The 19,976-nt window shown below is 62.1% G+C and carries 13 protein-coding genes; 6 read left to right on the top strand and 7 right to left on the bottom strand.

The genetic code is table 11. The annotated features are described in order from the left end of the window. Nucleotides 1-184: 184 nt before the first annotated feature. Nucleotides 185-1,645, bottom strand: a complete 1,461-nt coding sequence (gene cycA, locus COCCU_RS10345) for a D-serine/D-alanine/glycine transporter (protein ID WP_156231434.1) — start codon at nucleotides 1,643-1,645, stop codon at nucleotides 185-187. Between the two features lie 190 nt (nucleotides 1,646-1,835). Continuing rightward, nucleotides 1,836-3,773, bottom strand: a complete 1,938-nt coding sequence (locus tag COCCU_RS10340) for a gamma-glutamyltransferase family protein (RefSeq protein ID WP_156231433.1) — start codon at nucleotides 3,771-3,773, stop codon at nucleotides 1,836-1,838. Between the two features lie 308 nt (nucleotides 3,774-4,081). Between COCCU_RS10340 and COCCU_RS10335 the strand changes: the two genes are divergently transcribed. The 6 genes from COCCU_RS10335 (at nucleotide 4,082) to COCCU_RS10310 (ending at nucleotide 13,175) form a co-directional block, all read left to right on the top strand. Next, on the top strand, nucleotides 4,082-6,238 hold the full coding sequence (locus COCCU_RS10335) for a catalase (protein ID WP_156231432.1): 2,157 nt from the start codon (nucleotides 4,082-4,084) through the stop codon (nucleotides 6,236-6,238). Nucleotides 6,239-6,664: 426 nt separating this feature from the next. Beyond that, nucleotides 6,665-7,684, top strand: a complete 1,020-nt coding sequence (locus tag COCCU_RS10330; protein ID WP_156231431.1) for a hypothetical protein — start codon at nucleotides 6,665-6,667, stop codon at nucleotides 7,682-7,684. Between the two features lie 130 nt (nucleotides 7,685-7,814). After that, the gene (locus COCCU_RS10325) at nucleotides 7,815-8,567 is read left to right on the top strand and encodes a sulfite exporter TauE/SafE family protein (RefSeq protein ID WP_156231430.1); all 753 of its coding nucleotides are present in this window, start codon (nucleotides 7,815-7,817) and stop codon (nucleotides 8,565-8,567) included. A gap of 183 nt (nucleotides 8,568-8,750) precedes the next feature. Then, nucleotides 8,751-10,451, top strand: a complete 1,701-nt coding sequence (locus COCCU_RS10320) for a glycerol-3-phosphate dehydrogenase/oxidase (protein WP_156231429.1) — start codon at nucleotides 8,751-8,753, stop codon at nucleotides 10,449-10,451. 637 nt (nucleotides 10,452-11,088) lie between these two features. Next, nucleotides 11,089-12,129: an EpsG family protein gene (locus tag COCCU_RS10315; protein ID WP_156231428.1), complete on the top strand. Its 1,041-nt coding sequence runs from the start codon at nucleotides 11,089-11,091 to the stop codon at nucleotides 12,127-12,129. Nucleotides 12,130-12,755: 626 nt separating this feature from the next. Further along, nucleotides 12,756-13,175 (top strand): hypothetical protein, encoded by a 420-nt coding sequence (locus COCCU_RS10310; RefSeq protein WP_156231427.1) that lies wholly within the window; start codon nucleotides 12,756-12,758, stop codon nucleotides 13,173-13,175. A gap of 26 nt (nucleotides 13,176-13,201) precedes the next feature. Here COCCU_RS10310 and COCCU_RS10305 read toward each other — a convergent pair whose 3' ends face one another. The 5 genes from COCCU_RS10305 to COCCU_RS10285 form a co-directional block, all read right to left on the bottom strand. After that, nucleotides 13,202-14,479, bottom strand: coding sequence for an alpha/beta hydrolase (locus COCCU_RS10305; protein ID WP_231598740.1), 1,278 nt, complete (start codon nucleotides 14,477-14,479; stop codon nucleotides 13,202-13,204). A 224-nt stretch (nucleotides 14,480-14,703) separates the two neighbouring features. Then, nucleotides 14,704-16,008, bottom strand: a complete 1,305-nt coding sequence (locus COCCU_RS10300) for an alpha/beta hydrolase (RefSeq protein WP_156231426.1) — start codon at nucleotides 16,006-16,008, stop codon at nucleotides 14,704-14,706. A gap of 239 nt (nucleotides 16,009-16,247) precedes the next feature. Then, nucleotides 16,248-16,976, bottom strand: a complete 729-nt coding sequence (locus COCCU_RS10295; RefSeq protein WP_156231425.1) for an aminotransferase class IV — start codon at nucleotides 16,974-16,976, stop codon at nucleotides 16,248-16,250. Beyond that, on the bottom strand, nucleotides 16,973-18,856 hold the full coding sequence (locus COCCU_RS10290; protein ID WP_156231424.1) for a chorismate-binding protein: 1,884 nt from the start codon (nucleotides 18,854-18,856) through the stop codon (nucleotides 16,973-16,975). The genes COCCU_RS10295 and COCCU_RS10290 overlap by 4 nt, the downstream gene beginning before the upstream one ends. 32 nt (nucleotides 18,857-18,888) lie before the next feature. After that, entirely contained in the window at nucleotides 18,889-19,890 is a 1,002-nt protein-coding gene (locus COCCU_RS10285) for a hypothetical protein (protein WP_156231423.1), read from the bottom strand. Between the last annotated feature and the right edge of the window lie 86 nt (nucleotides 19,891-19,976).

The following is a 19,976-nucleotide window of genomic DNA, read 5'->3' as shown; positions in this document are numbered from 1 at the left end:
CACTTCCAGGTCTCAGCGCAACGCTGTTTTCTTTAGATGCCCCATCTTCGTGGGGCATGATAATCACGACACACCTTGGTTATGAAGGGGTCAGCATGCCTACCTCATCGGCCGTGACTCTGGGAACGTGCCGGAGTAGACCAGGATTCCAGGGGGCGCAGCGGGAACCGGGGGTTTCCCGCGCCTAGAAGAGCTGGCGTATCTTGGCACGCTTCTGGGCACCCTGAACCCCGCCGGTGGCCCACCAGCCGATGAAGAGCAGGATAAACCAGACCGGGGTGACCATGAGTGCAGAACGGGTGTCATTTTCCATGGTCAGCACGACCACCATGAAAGCGAAGAAGCCGAGAACCACCCAGCACATGAAGACACCACCGGGGACCTTGAATTTGGAGGCGGCGTGGCGTTCCGGATGCTTGCGACGAAAACTCAGGTAGGCGACGACAATAAAACTCCACACCACCATGAACAACACCGAGGAAACGGTGGTGATCAGGGTGAAAGCCTCAATCACGCTTGAACCGGCGTAGAGCACCCCCAGGCTGGGAACCAGGCAGAGCACGGAAAATATCAGTCCCCGGGCGGGCACCTGGGTCCGCGAGAGCTTGCCCCAACGGGTGGGAGCCTGGCCTTCGAGAGCGAGGCCGAAGAGCATGCGGGAAGTGGAGAAAATGCCGCTGTTGGCGGAGGACGCGGCAGCGGTGAGCACCACGAAGTTGATGACACCCGCGGCGGCAGGGAGACCCGCCAACGCGAACATCTGCACGAAGGGGCTGGCATCCGCCGGAACCCGATCCCAGGGGGTGACCATCATGATCACGGCCAGTGCGACGACGTAGAAGAGGACCACCCGGATCGGGATGGCATTGATGGCCTTGGGGAGGGTCTTCTCCGGATCGGCGGTCTCGGCGGCGGCGGTACCGGCCAGTTCGACACCCACAAAAGCAAAGATGGCGATCTGGAAACCGGCGAGGAAGCCCGCCAGTCCATTAGGGAAAAAGCCCCCGTGCGCAATGAGATTTGAAAAATCAGCCACCGAACCGTCGGGGGACTGGAAATGTGTCAACACCATGACAACACCGGTGAAGATCAGGGCGATGATGGCAATGATCTTGATGATGGAGAACCAGAACTCGATCTCACCGAAGAGACGGACAGCAACCAGGTTCAGGCCCAGCATCACCAGGATGGTGATCGCGCCGGGTACCCAGAGTGCGATGTCCGGCCACCAGAACTGGGTGTATCCGGTCACCGCGACAATATCGGCCATGCCGGTGACGATCCAGCAGAACCAGTAGGTCCAGCCACAGATGAACCCGGCGGTGGGACCGAGGATGTCGGAGACCGCGTCACGCAGGGATTTGTAGCTCAGGTTCGACAACAGCAGCTCGCCCATTGCCCGCATCACGAAGAAGAGCATGAACCCGATGATGGCGTAGACCAGCAGCACGGAGGGGCCGGCCACCGAGATGGTTTTTCCTGAGCCCATGAAGAGCCCGGTACCCACCGCACCACCGATGGCGATCAGCTGGATATGTCGATTGCTCAGCCCGCGGTGGAGGTCTGTGGAACCCCCTTCAGATTGTGCTGTCTCCTGCCCCGCCAGGGGTGGGGCTGCTGCGAGGTCATGTTCGGGGATTGCCATGTAATTACCTGTCTGACTAACAAGGTGCTCGGGTCATCCAACGAATAAGCAATTTAACCTATCGGTTGTTAGACAGGTTCCTCTGGGGTGGGGGAAGGAAAGCTTGTAGCAGCAAGAATGAGGTCTGAGGTGGTCGTTTTCCTGGATCGCGCCGAGGTGGCGAGGGGCGTCGAGAAGCAGGGGGTGGGGGTCATCCGCCGCGCACCACACCCTCACGGCGGGGATCCGCACCCCCGGTGATCATCCCATCCGAACCGCGGACCAGAACGGAGAGTCCGCTGGACTGCACGCTGGAGAAGACCTGGTGGCCGAGCACTTCCAGCGCCGTGGCGAGCTCGGTGCCGTGCTCGAGGAGGAGGGGATGTTCGATGCCCAGCCGGGTCTGCGGCTGATTCAAGGCCCCGAAGCTGGGTGCGGAGACCGCCTGCTGTGGGTCCATCCCCCAGTCGATGATGTTGATGAGGGTCTTGATCACGAACTGGATGATCAGGGAACCTCCCGGCGAACCCAGGCTCATGAAGAGATCCCCGCGTTCCCCTTCCGCGGTGGTGTGGAACACCAGGGTCGGTGACATGGAAGATCGGGGCCTTTTACCTGGTTCCACCCGGTTGGCCACAGGTGTTCCGGCGTTGTCGCGGGGGATGGTGGAGAAGTCCATGAGTTGGTTGTTGAGGAGGAAACCGCGGGTGAAGTGAAAGGAGCCGAAGGCCGCTTCCACGCTGGTGGTCAGCGCGGCGGCATTGCCGTAGGTGTCGATGACCGAGATGTGGCTGGTGCCGGATTCGGTGACCGGGGCGCTGTTGGCCACGATGTCCAGCCCTGGGACGGCCCGCCCCATGGAGCGTTCCTGGTTGATCAGTCCGGCGCGGTATCTGGTGTATTCCCGGCTGAATAATTCATTCACTCCACCGGGGATGTCCACGAAGGCAGGGTCGCCGAGGTAGGCGTCGCGGTCTGCGTATGCCAGGCGTTGGGCCTCGCTGATCAGGTGAATGGCCATCGGGTGGGGGAGTCCGCCGTTGTCGCCGACCTGGGTCGGGGGATACCTGGCCAGGTCAAAATTCTCGAGGATGCCCAGGGTGTTCAACACTGCCACCCCGCCAGCGGAGGAAGGGGAGATGCCATAGACGAGCAGGTCACGGTAGGTGGCGCTCAGTACCTCTCGGTACAGCGGGGTGTAGTTTTCCAGGTCGGTGTGGCTCATCCGGCCTGGGGTGACACCGGGTGTTTTCCGGTTGACCCGTTCCACGATGTCGGCGGCGATCTCTCCCCGGTAGAAGGCTGCCGGACCGCCCGCGGCGATCAGCCGGAGGGTTTCGGCGTAGGCCGGGTTGCACAGCAGGGTGCCCGCCGGTTTGGCGTGTCCGTCGGGTTGCAGGAAATAGGCGGCCGCGGCGGGGTCGCGGGAAAGATCAGCGGCGAAGCTGGCAACGGATGCCGACATTCGGGGGCTGATCCGGAAACCATTCTCAGCCAGCTCCCGGGCGGGGGTGAGTAATCTCGCCCAAGCGGTGTGGCCGTGGGTGGCATGCAGCTGTCCCAGGGCCGCCACGATGCCGGGCACCCCGATGGAACGCCCCGAACGGCGGGCGTCGGGAAGCGGGGGAGTGGGGTCCTGGGCGGAGATCTGGATCAGATAGTTCTCCTCGGCGGCGCATGGTGCGGTCTCCCGGCCGTCGATGGCGAAGAGCTGATTTTGTGCCGCATCGAAGTAGAGGACATAACCACCGCCGCCGAGTCCGGAGGATTGGGGTTCCGTCAGGCCCAGCACGAATTGCGCAGCGACCAGGGCATCAGCGGCGGTGCCGCCCTCAGCCAGAATCCGGTGGGCAGCTGCGGAAGCCAGTGGGTTTGCGGTGGCGACAGCGAAGTGGGGGTGGCTCACCGCCTTCATTCCGGAGCGGTAGCCGGTGGTGATCTCCGGGGTGACGGAGGTGTCCTCCGGGGGAGTCAGCGCTGCGGGCGAACTTCCGGGGCCCAGGGCCGGGGGCGATGCTGATGGTGGGGTTGTGGGAGGACCTTTGCCCCGGGGTTTTCCCGCGCTGGTCGTTGTGGTGGCGGTGAGCAGCAGAAGCAGGCCGGAAATGAACCCCGACCACGCCATTGCTGTGTGGCAGGTCACCTTCATGGTTGTGACTCTAGTTAACCCGAGGATCTTCGTATAGCGGACAGTGGCTGATCGACCTGCCGCGGGTCCGGGAAAATCATCCTCGCCGACGTTCCCTCCCATGAGTCGAACCGGGGAGGAGGAAGGCCGGGGGGGCTGGGACAGTGCATTCGGAAACTTTCACGGAGATGAGTTTTTCCTGATTCCAGCAGGAATTTTCCTTGAGTTTGTGATCCACGTCTCTCAGGGTGGTGATTAGACGTACACTCGCAGCAACGGGTCAGCAGCTCATCTCAACTCACCCGACCCTGACCCGGCAGGAGAATCTGATGTCTAAAAACGACCGCGCATCCTCCCAACCGAATGGGCAGGCTCCGGGCGTACCGCAGTCCGAGCCGGCCAGCTTCGCTGAGCCGACCTCACCGCGACCCCCGCTGCCCCCGAAGCCTGATCAGCGCACCCCGGCGGATGTCTCACCCACCGGTTGCCCCTTCCAAATCCCGCTGGGTGGAGATGGGCAGCAGGGGGAATTTCAGACCACCGCCCAGGGCACGAGGGTTCCCACCACCGACCGTTCCCTCAAGGCCGGACCCCGTGGCCCGGTTCTGCTGCAGGACCACCATCTCCGCGAGAAGATTACGCACTTCGACCATGAGCGAATCCCGGAGCGGGTGGTTCACGCCCGCGGTGCAGGTGCCCACGGTGTCTTCCGCGCCAATGGGGCCGCGTCCTCGTTGAGCCGGGCACAGGTTTTTGCTGAGGGTGAAGAGACCGAGGTGTTCGTCCGCTTCTCCACCGTGCTGGGTTCCCGTGGCTCGGCCGATACCGTCCGTGACACCCGCGGTTTCGCCACCAAGTTCTACACCGCCGAGGGGGTCTGGGATCTGGTGGGCAATAACATCCCGGTCTTCTTCATCCAGGACGGCATCAAGTTCCCGGATGTCATCCACGCCGGTAAGCCGCACCCTGACCGCGAGATCCCGCAGGCACAGAGCGCGCATGATACTTTCTGGGATTTTGTCACCCTCCACACCGAAGCCACCCACCACACCATCTGGAACATGTCTGACCGTGGCATTCCGCGTTCCTACCGGATGATGGAGGGCTTCGGTGTCAACACCTTCCGTTTCTTCAATGCGGCCGGGGAAAGCAGTCTGGTGAAGTTCCACTGGAAGCCTCGCCTGGGCGTGCACTCCCTGGTCTGGGAGGAAGCCCAGATCGCCGGGGGTGTGGATCCTGACTTCCACCGCCGTGATCTGGCGGATGCCATCGAGGCCGGAGCTTTCCCGGAGTGGGATCTGGGTGTGCAGGTGTTCCCGGACACGGAAGATCAGATGTTCCAGGGAATTGACCTGCTGGATCCCACCAAGATCGTGCCGGAGGAACTGGTTCCGGTGCAGATCATCGGCACCATGACCCTGAACGCCAACCCCACGAACTTCTTCGAGGAGACCGAGCAGGTAGCCTTCCACCCCGGCCACCTGCCACCAGGCATCGATGTCACCGCCGATCCGCTGCTCCAGGGCAGGCTCTTCTCCTACCTGGACACCCAGATCTCCCGGTTGGGCGGGCCGAATTTCTCCCAGCTGCCGATCAACCGGCCGCATGCCCCCGTCAATGACATGTTCCGGGATGGCATGCACCAGGTGGGCAAGCACGCCGGGGTCGCCCCCTACCGGCCCAACTCCCTCGACGGCGGCAATCCCTTCATCGCCACCGAGGAGCAGGGGGCGCGTATCGACGTCCCCGTCCCGATCCTCGAAACCACCATCACCAGGGAGCAGGCGGTCAGTTTCGATGACCATTACTCCCAGGCCCGCCTGTTCTATCTCAGCCTCAGCGAGGTGGAGCAGCGGCATGTTACCAACGCCTACACCTTTGAACTGGGCAAATGTTATGAGCAATCCATCAAGGAACGCGCGGTGGGGGTGCTGGCGCACATCGACCAGGGCTTGGCCAATACTGTCGCCGATGGGCTCGGTCTGCCGCACCCCGAACCGCAGGACACCGCTGAAGTCACCCCCAGCCCGGCACTGAGTCAGGTGGGGCAGAAGTGGCCGGTCCAGGGCCGCCAGCTCGGCATCCTGACCACCGAAAACTCTGATCCGGCAGCCGTTGCTGAATTGGTTGCGGCGGCCTTCGCCGCTGACCTGGTTCCCCTGGTGATCGGGGAGAGCGGTGGCACCCTCGGCGAGAGTGAGGTCCCGATCTCCCGGACCTACACCACCGCCCGTTCCGTGGAATTTGATGCAGTGGTGGTTGCCGACGCCCCCGACCTGCCAGAGGCCAGGGTGCTGCTCGATGAGGTATTCCGGCATAACAAAGCCGCCGCAGTGCTCAGCGCCGCCGCAGCCAAGGCAGCTGAGCTGGGCTTGTCTACCAGTGGGCCGGGCGTGGTGGAGATCGACACTCTGGCTCAGGCGGTGGAGGCATTGGATCCATTGCTGGCCACGCACCGCGTCTGGGAGCGTGAGCTGGGGGCTTAACCGGGTCCTCTGCAGATGACGCAGGGGGGATCTGTCGCAAGCGGAAAGGACATATTAATCGGGATCCCCTGGTTCAGGGGCACCCGCGGTGGTGGTCGACCGCCGGGGGTGCCTTCATGTTCTGGGGGTCCTTTTCAGGTGGCGGGAAGTCTGCCGGTGGTGGCGGGGCAGGCGAGAAGATATGATGATGGTCACAATTAAATCAGGTATAGATTTTATCTCACCTTGACCATCGCCTGCTGGGTCGGGAGTACCTTTTCAGTCTCGTTGACAACGGATAGGGTGAATAAGTTAACTTAGGCTAACCTATATTGCCCCGGCATGTGTGATGGCGCTAACCGCCGCGGCGATCCGGGCATCCGGTCGACGGCTGAGCTTCTTCCGGCCCCGCCGCGAAGTGCAGGCCCACCCCCCCTAGGAGTACCCATGATCTACACCGAGATTGAATACCGCCTCGATGCGGAAGAGGATCCGCAGCGCCGCAAGCGTCTGGAACAGTTCATCATTGAAGTGGTCCGGAGCCTGCCCCTGTTCCCGGTGGAGCAGGCCGTGGAAATTGCGCTTCAGACAGATCAGTCCCTCGACATCTACTCCAGCGCCAACCTCCAGGAGGTCACCCAAAAAGCCGAGCGGATGACGATCCGACCGGCCGGTGAATGGAAGCTGCTGGGATACACCCCGCAGAGTGGAGCCCGGCCGATCCACCTGGAGATCCCCCGGGAAGGACCTGTCCCGGGTCCCGCCAAAACTGAAGCACACTACCTCTTCCAGGACATGCACCTGGAGCCCTCGGCGGCGGTGTTGATGGGTCGGAACGAACAGGCCAACGCCCTGCTCAGCGCCACCCACACCTGGGTGCGCCGCCTGCAGAAGGACTTCGCTACCGAACAGGTCTACCGCCATCTGGATGAGAACCTGGTCTGGCACTGCAGGGCCAAACTGGGCAACCTCTGGAAGGTCGGTGCGGTGGCTGCCTGGTCTGATCAGCTCGGCTCCGCCAGCAGCCGCCAGCGGGTCAACCCCTCCGCGGTGGGCAGGATGCCGATGTCCCCCCAGCTGAACCGTCATGATGCCTGGTACACCTTCGACATCAACAGCTCCCTGGGGCCCGATGACATATTCGCGGAAATCTGCCTCTGCCTCGCCTCGGTGCTGATGGGCTACTCCCCGCAGGTATGGCGCAATCCCTATATCACTCCGCTCCGGGGCCCGCTGCGGCTCCTGGAGTGCGAGGCCGCCAGCTATCTCGCCTGCGGTCGACTGGGTGCCCCGCACCGCAAGGCCAGCACCGAGTTCTCCCGCCTGCACACCGACCCGGTCCTGGAACTACCGGCGGAGCTGGACTGGGGCAGGGTGTTGCGCACCGCCGCAGAGATCGAGGACCTGCTCCGTGGGGACACCACCCCGGTGTGGATGGATGCCGGAGCCACCCCCAGAGGGGAATAGCCACCCCCAACCTGTGGTCCCTGAGGTCACCTGGGCAGGTCCCTAACCCCAGGGAAAGCAGGCCAACGGGGATGGCTGAAGCCAGTGGCGATTCTTTGAGCGGGGAGCGCACCGCATATCCTGATCTTTCGTGATCACACTTGCAATAGTTCTGATTTTGACGGTCCTTCTAGGATCCATCTTCCAGCGCATCACCGGACTGGGACTCGGTCTGGTCGGTGGCCCGGTGCTGGCTTTCGTACTTGGCCCGGTGGCCGGCGTGACCATGATCAATGGCCTGTCCATCATCAACGCCGCCAATAACGCCTGGGCGGTGCGGAAGAAAACCGACTGGGCCAAGTTCCGCGTCCTGGCCGGCGGTCTGATCCTGGGTTCGCTGCCGGCGGTCGGCATCATCTTCCTGGTCGACGGTCCCTGGCTGATGATCGCGATCGGTGTGATGGTGCTGCTGGCGTTGAGCGTGGCATCCTTCAAACCGGAGCGTTTCAACATCAGCCCCGAAGCCAAGCTGCCGATGATCATCGCCGGCACGGCCGGTGGTTTCATGTCCACGGTGGCCGGTATCGCTGGCCCCGCACTCACCGTCTACGCGCGGATGGTCAAATGGGAACACCGGGACTTCGTCTCCACCCTGCACCCCATCCTGCTGGTTGCCAACACCCTCTCCTTCCTGCTGAAGATCTTCCTGGTCGGCGGCATGGACTTCGCCGCGGTGCCCTGGTGGCTGTGGCTGCTGTCGATCGTCTTCATCTTCGTCGGTGCCTCCGCGGGTGATGCCCTGAACAAGTTCGTCTCCAATACCTGGGCGCGCCGCCTGGCCACCCTGCTGGCCGCCGGTGGTGCCATCTCGGTGCTGATCCGCGGCATCATCGAGCTACTCTAAACACTTTCCCGCCCTCCCCGCACCAGCTGCGGCAATGGGTAGCGGGAACCCACCTTGAGGGCGGGGGCACACACATCATCTGCGCCCTCGCCCTTCCTAGTTTCAAAAATCCCGTGCCAGGCCCCACCCGGCGCGCCTAGACTGGGTTTCCACTGCTCTCCGGGACCGCAGAAGGGAAGGCCCATGGCTTCTTTAGGCACAGGTGACTTCGGGGATCGGGTGCTGGGTCCCGCGGTGCACGGTGAATATGATCTGGCGGTGATCGGCGGTGGTATCTCCGGGGTTCAGATCGCCCGGCATGCCGCCGGTCATGGTCTGCGCACCATCCTCCTGGAGCGTGAGGACTATGGTTCGGGTACTTCCTCGGCCACCACTAAGGCGATCCACGGTGGGCTGCGTTACCTGGAGCAATATGATTTTGGGGTGGTGGCGGAATCCCTGGCGGAACGCCGTTATCTGGGGATCGCCGCCCCGCATCTGGTGCAGCCGCGTAGTTTCCTGCTCGCCGCCTATGAATGGTCCGCCCCCAAGGCCCCGGTGTTGGGGGCGGGGGTCGCTCTCTATGAGGCGATGGCCGCCAACCGTAACTTCCGTGTTCCCAAGGACATCCGTTCCCGGCGTTTCCGCTGGGTGAACAAGCAGGAGCTGCTGGCCCAGGTGCCCTGGCTCCAGCCACAGGATCTGGTGGGGGCCTGGCGCCATGATGACACCCTCAATCTTCATCCGGAACGTCTGCTGTTGGCGATCCTGGGATCAGCCATCAGTGATGGGGCCACCGCCGTCAACCATGCCGAGGTCATTGCGTTGCTGCGGGAAGAATCCGGCCGGGTCCGTGGGGTGGAGGTGCTCGACCGGCTCGGTGGGGGCAGTCATGAGATCCGGGCGAAGGTCACCGTCAACGCCGCCGGCCCCTGGGTTGAGTCTGCGCTGGGGGAGCTGGCCGAGGTGGTGGGGGTGAAGGTCAAGCAGTCCAAGGGAGTGCATTTGCTCACCCGGGATCTGGGCAGCCGGGAGGGGGTCTACGTCCGGGGCCGTAATGGTCATCATTTCATGGTCAATCCCTGGGAGGGAAGGACCCTGATAGGTCCCACGGACACCCTGATCAGCGGCAGTGCCGATGAGGCGGTGACCACCCCGGAAGATATTGAGCTGCTGCTGGAGACCTTTGATTCAGTGGCCGCTGAGCCGCTGGATCGGGCGGCGATTGAGGCGACCCTGGTGGGGGTCAGGCCGCTGGTGGATGATGGTGCCGACACCTACACCTCCTCCCGCCGCTTTGAGATCTTCAACCATGCGGAGTCCGGGGTGCCGGGTCTTTTCACCGTCACCGGCGGGAAGTGGACCACCGCCCGGGCAATGGGAGAGAAGGTGCTGGAGAAGGTGCTCAAGGTGGAGGCTGAGAATCTGCCACCGACCCGGAAATTCGATTCCCGCCATCTGCCGGTGGCCGGATCATTCGGGGATTTCGGCAGCTTGGAGGCGGCCTTCGAGGCCGCCCTGCAGCGTGAGCCGGAGTTGGGGATTCCGGAACGCAACCGCCTGCACCTGGCGCGGCTCTACGGAACCGGGCACGGGGCGGTGCTGGAACTCATTCGGCAGGATCCGGGGTTGGCGCGCGAGATCTCCCCGGCCAATGGCTGCCGGGACATTCTGGCACAGGTAGTTTATGGGGTGTGTGAGGAAGGGGCACGCACCCTGCGCGATGTGGTGGACCGCCGTCTGACCCTGGGTACTCTCGGCCTGGTCAGCGAGGCGGCACTACGCCTGGTGGCTGAGGCCCTGCGGCCCTTGCTGGGCTGGCGTGCGGAAGACACTGAATCTCAGGTGGGGGAATATCTACGTACCCAGGCGGCGATGCGGGCCGTGATCGAGTCGGTGGGTTAAGACTCCACTGGGATGGCATCCTCGATGAACTCAATGATGTGATCGGCTGAGTGCATCGAAGAGAGCAACCGTAGTCCTGAGCCATCCGGAGGGCTTGACCAGTGGGGGTGGCGCTGGGAGGGCGGACCGGTCCCGGTACTCCCATTATCAGCGTCTGCTTTCCAGGGGTCAGATCCATCCCTGGCAGTCAGTCGCCACCAGGGGGGGGAGCACGCCGTTTTTTCGGCGACCCCAGAACTGACTACCCCCGCGCGGGACGTTCACTGGGATACCCGTGAAAAATCCGGGACCGCAAGACTATGGTCTATCCTTAGCAAAGCCTTAAGGGATGCTGAATTATTATCTGGTCGTTATCTGGCACATTTTATGAACGTGGCAGCAGGCGGCCAACCAGACTGTGACCATCAAGCGACCTTGGGGGGCAGCCACTTGCCGAGTGAAACCTGAAATGGATCCACCAGTAAATAAGTCATGTTCCAGAACCCGTCAGAAGCTTATGTGCCTCTATTAAAATGCCCCGTCTTAACCTTGCTCAATAGGTTAACCAATTCTCCCAAAAATATGATGGAGAAATCTCTCCGAAAATCATAGAGCAATGGTAAGTATTCGCCCCTCGCATTGAATAAGAATTAACACAATGACATATAGCATCGTATCAATTTTCGGATTCTTCGCCATAATTTCCTTATGCGCGTTAGCGACAAGCAAGCTGATCGGTCTAACCAGGACCATCAGTGCCCACGTATTGGCGATAGCAATAGCATGGTTTTATGGATTTCGGTCCCCCAATGTAGGGGCAGACACTGAGGAATATATAGACAGGTTCCTTGATGAAACCGTCACCAGTGATTTCCTGTTCTCCTATGCAGGCATCCTGCTCAAGAAGGTTGGGCTGGATAGTTCGCAATACCTTTTTGCCCTCGCGCTTGCGACCAGCCTGCTGCTGCTGCATGCAATAAAGAATTTCACACAAGATTACTCTTCCGCATCCCTTTATCTGGCGTTGGCGGCGATATTGCCTTATGGAATAATGCAATACATAAACATTTCCCGCCAGGGACTCGCGGTAGCCATCGTCCTCTACGGCATCTCCCTCATACAGCATAAGTCCAGTGTGCGCGGCCTTGCAATGCCCCTCGCGACACTATTCATACATAGGACTACCGGGATAATCTATCTGGTATCTCATTTCTGCAAGAGGTTTCTGTCCAACAGGTATGGGCTCTTCATCGCTTTCGCAGCCATGACCATTGCATTCATCCTGTCGTCCTATACCCCTGAAATACTCTCGATGGCTGATGCCGATCTGGCGGAGAAATACAAAAGCTACTTATTTCTCAATACTTCCGAGTCGCCATACCTAATTTACGCCAAGTTTTTATGGGCAGTTTTTCATTTAGCCATCGTGTATAATCTGAATAAAGTTAAGGCGATTCCGCCAGCTCTCTATTACTATTATATATTCGTTACATTGTCTGGTATTGCCCTTTACCCCAACCCGGTAGTGTCTACCAGACTTCTCGCATCCATAGACTTTATCCTCCCCGTAATCTACGCCATTCCCACAGCTGAAAAGGGGAAGGATCTGAGAACAATTGGTGTTGTGAGTCTGTTCCTTTACGCTCTTGCTTCTCCTTTCCTATTCAGCATGTATGCCCTCAGCTTTAACTGGGGCTGAGTGGGCTCTCTGGGATGGAATGCGGACTGAATTTGGTTATTGTGCGGTGATGAACTGCGTGGTGGCGTCTATGTCAGTGCTGTTCCTGGGGGCAGGGAAAGCAGCTCACCAACCCGAATTTCTCCCGTGGCTTCGTTTCGTGATGGGCACGTGGGATAACCGCAGTAAGTAAGGATCGATGAGATCCCGGCGGGCGGGGGCCTGGTATCGGGGAAACCAGGCTCTAAGGTCCTTTAATCTAAGTTCCTTCAGGTAGTTGGCACTGTGGGACTGCGCGTTGAGAAAAAGCGGGATAAAACTCTGGAGCGCTCGGGTTGGGTGGGGGAGCGGCCCGCAAGTACGGACAACACCCCCTAAGAACTGGATAACGATGCTCTGCAGCTGAGCGAGTACAGCATGGGAACTCTCAGACCACCGGAAGAACTTTTAGGCCAGCAGCCAACCTATGTAGAGCAGCAGTCAACCTCTACGTGGTGGCACATAGATGTGTCGCGCTCACCAGCACCGGTGTGATTGTGCCAGCCCATCCAGTTGTGTTCCTCGAAAATGATGATCAGTGTTCAGGCCTTGGAGGGGACTGGCTTCAGTGTCTGAAAAGGGGACTTTTCCTGGTTATTCTTGGGCTCATGATCATCTCTGATTCGCGGCATATCGCGGTGGTGGCTCAAGCCCTCCCGCAGACGATCTACGACATCGCCCGTGATCTCTTTCGGCTGCCCGAATGGGCCGCTGGTTTGGCCGCGGGAAATCTGCAGGTGATGGATGAAAATACGGTGGAGCTGGACTCACCGATGGGCCGGGTACGCACGGTGTTTCTGCCGCGGAACCAGCTCGGTGTGCTCGATCATCGTGTGATCCTCCCAGACGGCACCACCATGGACAATCCGCTCCGGCTGGTTGTCCACCCCGCCGGAACCGAGATCATCTTCACGGTGCGGCAGGGGAGTGCAAGCAATGCTGATTTCGAGGCTGATTGCCTGGCGGTCCGCGCTGATCTGGAACGACTGGCCAGGCTTGCTGAAAAATCAGCGGAATCAGAGGAATAACCCGCGGCGCAGAGCCCTAATCCACCCTAATACAGGGCGTCTTTCACTGAGTCCCAGGCCGGGGTGAGCTGGGCCCGGAAATTACGCCAGGCGTGCACACCGCTGTCGAAGTACTCCACCACCTGGTGCTCCATCCCGTGATTCTTCATGGCCTCATCCAGGTCCTGGGTGCACAGCATCGACCCCTGTTCCAGGATCATGCCCAGCGGCATGTCGATCAGTGCGGTGTTGCCGTAGTTGTGGCGGTCCACATCGTCATATTCGCCATTGGCGGATGCCAGGTAGACCGCCATGTCGCGCAGTCCCTCCGGGTTGGCGGTGACATCATGTTCCACCCAGGTCTCGGAACCGTAGGGGCCCCACATGTTCTCCACGTCCCCGCCGCGGGTGCCCAGGGTCAGCTGTGCGGTCTGCCGGCCCAGGGAGTCCAGGGTGGAGTAGCAGCCGGAGAGGCCGAAGACCGCGGAGTAGAGCTCGGGGCGGGTGTTAGCCAGGTGCACCGCACCGGTGGCACCCATGGAGATGCCGCCGATGGCACGCTTGCCGTTGAAGTTCAGTTCCGGTTCCGCCTCCAGGATGGGTGGCAGTTCCTCAGCGAGGAAGGTTTCCCACATGTGGCGGCCCAGGTTCGGATCATCGGAAACCCAGTCGGAGTACATGGAGGCCCGGGCCTCGGTGGGCATGATCAGGGTGACGTTCTCATTCTCGAAGAAGCTGCCCGCACGGCCGGAATCCAACCAGTTGGAGTCGCGGGCGGCGTCCACCCCATCAAGCAGATAAAGCATCGGGGCAGGGGTGGTGGTGTCCGCGGAACGCAGCACCTGCACCTCGACATTGCGGGCCATGGCGGGGGAGGCGATGGTCCAACGCTCCAGACGATCCCCCTCCGGCACGCGGGAGATCAGCTCCGGGGTCTGGATCGACTCATCCAGTGGCTTGGGGTAATCGCCAGCGATGATGACCATCGATTCGGGCAGGGAGATCTGGGAGGAACCGGTGGCTTCCAGGGAGCTGGTCAGAGCACGCAGGGAACTACCTGAGTTGGCGGCTGAACTGCCGGAGTAGAGGTCGATCAGATCCCGGGTCAGATCCGCCAGATCCTCCTGATCGGAGGACGCTGCGGACCCGGTGGTGGAGCCTTCGCCATCATCCTGCCCGCTGCTGGAACCCAGGGAACTACCCGAGCTGAGCGGCGCTGAAGACCCTTCGTCAGAACCGGTGCTCTGGGCCAGGGCGGGGCCTGCCCCCAGCGTCAGGCTGAGTGCCAGCCCGGTGGAGATGATGGACCAAGACCTTGAAACCACGTATTTTCCTCCCAGAAGTCCTGCTGTCTTCACCCCGCTCGACCATGACCGGGGCAGACCATTTCGCTAGATCCTACTGGGAGAACTGTCGTGACCAAAGTGGCTGTCGTTACCTCCCGGCCGGTTCCGGGGGGATGTGGCCGGGTTCCCCAGGCAGCGGTAGGTTCCTCAGAGGTGCAGGTGAAAGGCTTTTCCAGGGGAGCTTCACCCAGGGGGTGGAAGCTCTAGTACAGGACGTGCTTGATGGCATCCCAGCCCGGCTGTAGCTGTTCATTGTAGTTATCCCAGTTGTGCAGACCACCGGACTTGTACTCCACCACCTGGTGGTCCATCCCCTTATCGTGCATCGACTTATCCAGGTTGTAGGTGCATTCCAGAGCGCCCCGCTCCAGCACCACACCCGCGATCATGTTGAAGAAGGGCTGGTCAGTGTAGACCGGCTTATCCCCGGCGGTCACCGAACCATTGGCCACGGAGAGGTAGACGGCCATGTCGCGCAGTCCCTCCGGGTTGGCGGTGACATCATGTTCCACCCAGGTCTCGGAACCATAGGGGCCCCACATGTTCTCCACGTCGCCCCCGCGGGAACCGACAATCAGGTTGACGGTCTGGCGACCCACCGGGTCCAGGGTGGAGTAGCAGCCCGAGATGCCGATGACCCCGTCAAAGAAATCCGGGTTGGAGTTGGCCAGGTTCACCGCACCGGTGGCACCCATGGACAGCCCGCCGATGGCACGCTTGCCGTTGAAGTTCAGCTCCGACTCCGCCTCCAACAGGGGGGCCAGCTCCTCGACGATGAAGGTCTCCCACTTGATGGTGCCCAGCGCGGGATCCTCCTGCTCCCAGTCGGAGTACATGGAGGCAGCGGCACCCAGCGGCATGACCACGGTGGCATTCTCCTCGGCGAAGACCTTCGGTGCCTCGCCCCCGTTGATCCAACCGGAGGAATTCTTGTTGCCGCCGATGCCGTCCAGCAGGTAGATCATCGGTGCGGCGGCCGAGTCATCTGCGGGGCGCATGATCTGCACCTCAACCACCCGCTTCATCGAGGGGGAGGCGATGTGCCAGCGCTCGAGCCGGGGAGCGCGGGTGTCGGTCTCCCGGCTCAGTATTTCCGCGGTGTTGATGCTCTCATCGGTGGTGAGGGGGTAACCGCTCTCGCTGCTGAGCAGGGGGCCGCTGAACTGTGTTTCGTAGAGTCCGACCAGGTTCAGTAGTCCCAGCAAACCGTTGACCCCCAGCCCGGAGGAGGTGGTGGACTGGGAGGAGCCGGTGATCAGTGCCTGCAGCAGACTGTTGGCGGAACCGAGCACACTGCCTTCCTCCTCGGCAGGGCTGGCGTCTCCGCTCTCATCGGAGTTGGCGGAGGAACCGAAGGAAAACAGGGAAGAACCCGAGGAGAGGGAGGAGGCACCAGCGGATTCACCGGTGGACTCCTCCGTGGCGCTCTGGGCCAGCACCGGGGTGCTGCAGAGCAGGGCGGCGGAAAGGGTGGTGGCAAGCGTGGTACGCAGGACAGACCGGGACATGGGGTTAAAGGCCTCCGAATTTTTCAGGCGGCACTTTTCAGGATTTAAGGCCGCAATCATCAAACGTATAAAGATAACATTGTGTGAAAGTGCTGGGCAAAGTTATCTTTCCCGGGAAAACCATCCGCACGTCTCAGGCCCGCCTAATTCTTCCTGGGTTTCAGCTTCCCCACCGGACTGCAGAGCAAGGAGCCCCGGCCTTCATCAGCTGAGGTGGCAACAGCCCAGCTGCACCGGAATCAGCGCGGCAGTGGTTCCGCCTTGGTATCCAACCATTCGGTGACCAGCTGTTGCAGCTCCAGTAGTTCCGTCGGCCAGAAATCCGGCTGCCGGGAAGGCGAAACCACCCGGCGGACATGGGTGGCATTGAGCAGCCAGACATGGCCTTCCTGAAGTTGCTGGTGGGTCAGGGGAGCTGACTCAACCACGGCCACACCCAGCCACAACAGGGCGCGGCGCACCAGCTGCGCGGTCACCGACTCCAGCTGACGGGGATGCTGGGGGAACTCCGCGATCCAGGGCACATCCTCGATCAGGGAACCAGGGAGGAAACGGATCGGGGTGGAGAAGCAGCACTCCACCACCTTCCCCTCCTCATCGAGCAGGATACGTTCATCCTCCGCCACCTCCGCCAGGAGTTCCTGCAGCAGGGGGATGTCGGGGCCCTTGATCTTCGGTAGGACCCGGGTGTCAGCTGCCCCGCTGGCGGACAGGGTGGCGGTGTCGGTTTCGGGGCGCGCCGGACGTCGCCGCAGACTGACCCCCACCTTGTTCAGTTCCAGGCGTGGGGAGGTGCCGGAAAGATCCTCGGAGCTCAGCAGGGAACGTAGGTGTGTCGGCTCCACCTGATGTCCCTGGGCCAGGCAGGCCCTCCGGAAGCGTTCCAGGTGCAGGCTCAGCCCCCGGACCACCGGTCCCTGCCCCAGGTCACGCACCGTGAAGGAATCCGCTGCCAGTAGTTCACTCATGTCCAGTCCTCCAACCAGTCGTCGGCATTGTCGGCGATCCCGAGCAGTCGCCGCAGCGGCAGCAGCTTCACCTGCACCTCAGCAGCCTCCTCGGCCGGGTCACTGAGCATGGTCACCGCGCCCCCGGCACCATAACTCAGCTCTTTGCCCGACACCACCGCGGTGCGGATCAGCACCGCGGTATCAACGACACCATCAGCACTCAGGTGTCCGGCGACACCGGAGTACCAACCCCGGGTGCCAGGCTCCAGGGTCTCCAACAGGGCCATGGTTCGTTCTTTGGGTGCCCCGGTCATGGATCCGGGCGGGAAGGCCGCATGGATCACCTGGTGGACCGGAACCCCGGGGTGTAACCGGCCGGTGACGGTGCTGATCATCTGGTGCCCGGTGGCGAAACTGTGCACCGCACACAACTCCGGCACCTGCACCGACCCGGGTTCACACCAGGCGGCGATGTCATGGCGCATCAGGTCGACGATCATCTGGTTCTCGGCCCGATCCTTCACCGAGGCCTGAAGTTCCGCACGGACCCCCTCATCCTGTCGCTTATCGACGCCGCGCGGGCGGGTGCCCTTGATCGGGCTGGCGGACACCATGCCCTGACCGTCCACGGACATGAAACGCTCCGGGGAAGCCGAGAGCAGGGCCACCCCGTCGACCCGCCAGAACGAGGCCATCGGGGCTGGGGCGAGCTTCCGCAGCCGCAGGTAGAGACCGAGGGGCTCAGGTTCCTCCGCCAACCTGGTGCGCACGGTGGTGGTCAGACACAGTTCATAGGACTCCCCGGCCCGGATGTGCTGCTGGCAGGCCTCAACCGCCGCGAGATATCCGGACAGGGAATGATCTGCCCGGGGGATACCCACCGTCACCGGGGCGGCGGCCGGAACGGGCTCAGCCAGATCTGCCAGGGCAGGCAACCGGACACCTTCGCGGGTGTAGAGCCAGGTGCCTTCCCGGGTTTCCTGCACCAGTACATCCGGGCACAGGTACATGGCAGTCTCCGCCTCATAGTCCAGCGACCAGAAGACACCCGGGCGGTAAGGACCCCCACCGGTGACCTCCACCTGGGGAAGCTGTGCCAGCCGCTCCTCCAACAGGCTCGCCGCAATGATGCCGGACTCACCGGACCCCAGGTCAGCGGCCAGGAAACTGCTGCGGCCGGTGGGGTGCACGGCATCGGAACTGTCCAACCAGACCAGACTGCGGGCCAAAGGATCCAACACCGCGGCCACCGCGGAGAGGGAGACCTGGCTAAGGAGTTGGGAGTGCCAGCGCACCCTGGGCGGAAGGTTGACCCCCAGTTCCCGCAGGAGAGCACGGATCATCAGCTCCCCACCTACGGTGCCCACCGACTCGGGGTGGAACTGCACCCCGACCTGTGGGGCATCCAGTCGACTCAAGGCCATGATGGTCCCGTCCTCGGCGCGGGAGGTGACCTTAAGATTTTCTCCCACCGACGCCGGATCCACCGCCAGCGAATGATAACGGGTGACCTCAAGGGGACCTGGCAGGCCCGCGAAACCGTCAATCCGGCTGCTCCGCCCGTGCATCGGGAAAGCAGCCCTGCTCACCCGGGCGCCGGCAGCCACCGCGATGGCCTGCATACCCAGGCACACCCCCAGCACCGGAACACGGTCCTGCGCCAGGGCCAGGGCGGAACCACGAAGATCATCGGGGTTATGCGGATTCCCGGGGCCGGGAGAGATGACCACGCAGTCCTGCGCGGCGATCAGAGCCGGGGTCAGGCGGGGGTCGTCGTGAAGCAGCACCCCTGGGGCAGTCCCGGTGGCCGCCTGAATCAGATGCGCCAGGATCCCGGTGAAACTGTCGTGGTTGTCAATCAGCAGCAACGAAGGCGGGATCCGGGAATCTGAGTTCATGGCAGCTCAGGATACCCGGGGCCATGGTGAGGTCAGGCAGCGACCACCGGTTCGGTGTCACCACGCAGCAGATCCTCGATCTGTTCGGCGGCGGCCACCACAATGTCCCAGCGGAACTCCTCCGGCATCGGCTTACCGGCGATGAAGTCGTGGTACCAGGAGGTGCGCCGGGAACGCATCGGCACCCACAGCCGTTCCAGGGCGATATAACCGGCGGCCTCCGACTCCGCACCCAGCAGCTTGCCCGGCTTGACCTGCTCCGCACCCTCCCACAGCTGGGAAAGATAACCGGTGAAGATCTCTCCCAGACAGCGCGCGATCTCGGCGAAACCATCCCGCTCCACGGAATGGTGGATGCGGAGGTGATACCAGCAGTCAAGTTCACTCATCATCGGGAAAGGCTGATCACCGGACTCCGGTTCATGGGTGATGTTGCACCAGGAGGTCTGACCCTCCCACTCCCGCTCCCAGGTGGCCACCGCGCCGATCTTCCAGAGGTTGCCCAGCATCTCGATGCGACGCACCGGGCGGCCGGCCCCGAACTCCATGTAGGACATGTTCGGCTCAGTCCGATAACCCAGGCGCTTGCGCCAGGCGGTCGCGGCATCACGGTAGCTGGGCAGATGGAGAACCGGGTTGGCACCCTCATTGAGCTGCGGGGCGCGCCGGGTGTGCTCCTTGAGGTAATAGGCCTCGGCTTGCGGCGGTACCGGTGCCTTGCCGGGGTTCTCCCGCGGGGTGTCCAACGTGATCGGGACGGCATCCTCCTTGGGTTCATAACCGAAGGCGTGCCATTCCATGGCGGAACGGACCTGTAGCCCCTGGATCATCTGCACCAGCGAGGGGTGGTCTTCATGGGTGTGGAACTCGACCGCGTCGGCTGTCTGCAGCGCGGTGCTGGCAGCCTGGGAGAGGGTCAGCTGCGGCATATGGCGCATGACCTCCACGATGAACTGCCCGAGTCGGGCTCGTCTGACCGGATCCTTCTCTTGGTGGATCCGAGCCTGCACACTGTTGAAAATAACGGCGGTCATGTCGCCACTCCCTCGCCGGTTGAAGGTGTTCTTTCTCCTTGGACCTGGTGTACTAGATGCGCAATTTAGTTACCTGGGTCACAGTC

Source organism: Corynebacterium occultum (assembly GCF_009734425.1).
Taxonomy (GTDB): domain Bacteria; phylum Actinomycetota; class Actinomycetes; order Mycobacteriales; family Mycobacteriaceae; genus Corynebacterium; species Corynebacterium occultum.
This window is presented reverse-complemented; position numbering and strand designations above follow the sequence as displayed.

Excerpts from the sequence above, each read along its gene's own strand:
- COCCU_RS10340 (WP_156231433.1), bottom strand. The coding sequence starts at position 3,773 with ATGAAGGTGACCTGCCACACAGCAATGGCGTGGTCGGGGTTCATTTCC.
- COCCU_RS10315 (WP_156231428.1), top strand. The coding sequence starts at position 11,089 with ATGACATATAGCATCGTATCAATTTTCGGATTCTTCGCCATAATTTCC.
- COCCU_RS10290 (WP_156231424.1), bottom strand. The coding sequence starts at position 18,856 with ATGAACTCAGATTCCCGGATCCCGCCTTCGTTGCTGCTGATTGACAAC.
- COCCU_RS10335 (WP_156231432.1), top strand. The coding sequence starts at position 4,082 with ATGTCTAAAAACGACCGCGCATCCTCCCAACCGAATGGGCAGGCTCCG.
- COCCU_RS10330 (WP_156231431.1), top strand. The coding sequence starts at position 6,665 with ATGATCTACACCGAGATTGAATACCGCCTCGATGCGGAAGAGGATCCG.
- cycA (WP_156231434.1), bottom strand. The coding sequence starts at position 1,645 with ATGGCAATCCCCGAACATGACCTCGCAGCAGCCCCACCCCTGGCGGGG.
- COCCU_RS10300 (WP_156231426.1), bottom strand. The coding sequence starts at position 16,008 with ATGTCCCGGTCTGTCCTGCGTACCACGCTTGCCACCACCCTTTCCGCC.
- COCCU_RS10285 (WP_156231423.1), bottom strand. The coding sequence starts at position 19,890 with ATGACCGCCGTTATTTTCAACAGTGTGCAGGCTCGGATCCACCAAGAG.
- COCCU_RS10320 (WP_156231429.1), top strand. The coding sequence starts at position 8,751 with ATGGCTTCTTTAGGCACAGGTGACTTCGGGGATCGGGTGCTGGGTCCC.
- COCCU_RS10310 (WP_156231427.1), top strand. The coding sequence starts at position 12,756 with ATGATCATCTCTGATTCGCGGCATATCGCGGTGGTGGCTCAAGCCCTC.
- COCCU_RS10295 (WP_156231425.1), bottom strand. The coding sequence starts at position 16,976 with ATGAGTGAACTACTGGCAGCGGATTCCTTCACGGTGCGTGACCTGGGG.